The organism is Pseudomonas sp. A-RE-19 (genome assembly GCF_019956555.1).
Classification (GTDB): Bacteria; Pseudomonadota; Gammaproteobacteria; order Pseudomonadales; family Pseudomonadaceae; genus Aquipseudomonas.
This window is the reverse complement of record NZ_JAHBDQ010000063.1, coordinates 1-1749: the sequence shown is the minus strand read 5'-3', so window position 1 is coordinate 1749 and position 1749 is coordinate 1. Positions and strand designations below refer to the sequence as shown.

The window sequence follows — 1749 nt, the reverse complement described above, 5'->3', positions numbered from 1 at the left end:
GGTTCCTGTGTTGCATGGGAAAGCATCGCCCGGGCATCTTGAAGATCGTCGAGGATCTTGCGGCAGCGTTCATAGAACAACTGTCCCTCCGCAGTCAGGCTGACTTTGCGGGTGCTGCGGTGCAATAACCGCACATTCAGCGAAGCCTCAAGTTTGGCGACGTTTTTGCCCACGGCCGAGGCAGAAATCCCCAGCGCCCTGGCGGCGCTTATGAAACTGAGCGCCTCGGCGGTTTTTACGAATGAGATCACCCCACTAAGACTGTCCACAACTCGATTGCATCCTTTTGGTTCACTATAAGTGGAATAAAAGCCCGTTTATCTTCGATTGTATCCTAACTAGAGTGTACGAACGATCGCGCGCCTCGGCCTGGACAGCACGGATACTTCATAGATATGCAGGGAATCACCTAATGAACTCAGCTACCGAACCGCTGCCGGCCCATGGCCGGCACTCCATATTGGCTGCAATTTGCCTCGCCGCCTTGGTATTGCCCATGAGCTTTACCGGCGGGGCAGTGGCCACGCCGTTCATTGGTCAAACCTTTGATGCCCATCCCACGGAACTGGCCTGGATCACCAATGCCTTCATGCTTAGCTTCGGCAGCCTGCTGATGGCCGCCGGCACCCTCGCTGACCTCTACGGACGCAAGCGACTGTTCATGTGCGGCATGGCGTTGTTTGCACTGGTGTCGATCCTGTTGGCGGCGGTCCCCGATATTTTCTGGCTGGACCTGTTGCGTGGCGTGCAAGGCATTGCCGCGGCGGCAGCCCTGGCCAGCGGTTCGGCGGCACTGGCGCAGGAATTTGATGGGCATGCCAGAACTCGTGCTTTCAGCCTTCTGGGCACCACTTTCGGGGTTGGCCTGGCCTTCGGTCCGTTGTTATCGGGGTTGCTGATCGAGTACTTGGGCTGGCGCGCAATTTTCCTTTTCACGGCCCTGCTCGCCATCCTTTCCTTGATATTTGCCCTGCCGAAAATGCGCGAAAGCCGCGACCCGCAAGCACAGCGACTGGATACGCCCGGCGTGCTGACGTTTTCCGGCCTGCTGATCATGTTTACCACGGCGGTGATCCTAGCACCTGAGCAAGGCTGGGGCTCGCCGGTCATCCATGTACTGCTTGGAACGTCGGCGGTCTTTTTGCTGCTGTTTATCATTGTTGAGAATCGGGCAAAACATCCGATGCTGGAACTGGGGCTATTTTTGTTTCCGCGCTTTGTCGGTGTACAGATCCTGCCGATCGGCACCTGCTATTGCTACATCGTCTTGATCGTATTGCTGCCGTTTCGGTTTATCGGCGTGGAAGGGGCCAGTGCCTTTGAAGCGGGGCTGATGATGTTGGCACTCTCTGCCCCTATGCTGATTGTCCCGATCATTGCCGCGTCGCTAACTCGCTGGTTGTCGGCGGGCGTACTCTGCGCAATCGGTTTCGTGATCGCAGCGGCCGGGCTCTACTGGCTGAGTACGATCCCGGTCGGCACGCACGCGCAGATCATCGCGGCCATGCTGCTGACCGGTATCGGTACAGGCCTGCCCTGGGGTTTGATGGATGGTTTGTCGATCAGCGTGATCCCCAAGAAACGGGCGGGGATGGCCGCTGGTATTTTCAACACGACGCGGGTGGCCAGCGAGGGTGTCGCCCTGGCGATCACTGTTGCGGTGCTGACGGCTCTGGTCGCACACCATCTGAGCATCAGTACCTCGGTCAAACTGTCCGCCGTTGACTATTCAACTATCGCGCAACGCCT

2 protein-coding genes are annotated in these 1749 nt (G+C 58.0%); one reads left to right on the top strand and one right to left on the bottom strand.

Features of this window, described 5'->3' with window-relative positions; translation table 11 throughout:
- On the bottom strand, positions 1-269 hold a 269-nt coding region (locus KGB14_RS24375), incomplete at its 3' end, for a LysR family transcriptional regulator (protein WP_223489202.1).
- A 143-nt stretch (positions 270-412) separates the two neighbouring features.
- Here KGB14_RS24375 and KGB14_RS24370 point away from each other — a divergent pair.
- A partial coding sequence (locus KGB14_RS24370; protein WP_223489204.1) for an MFS transporter occupies positions 413-1749 on the top strand: 1337 nt, incomplete at its 3' end.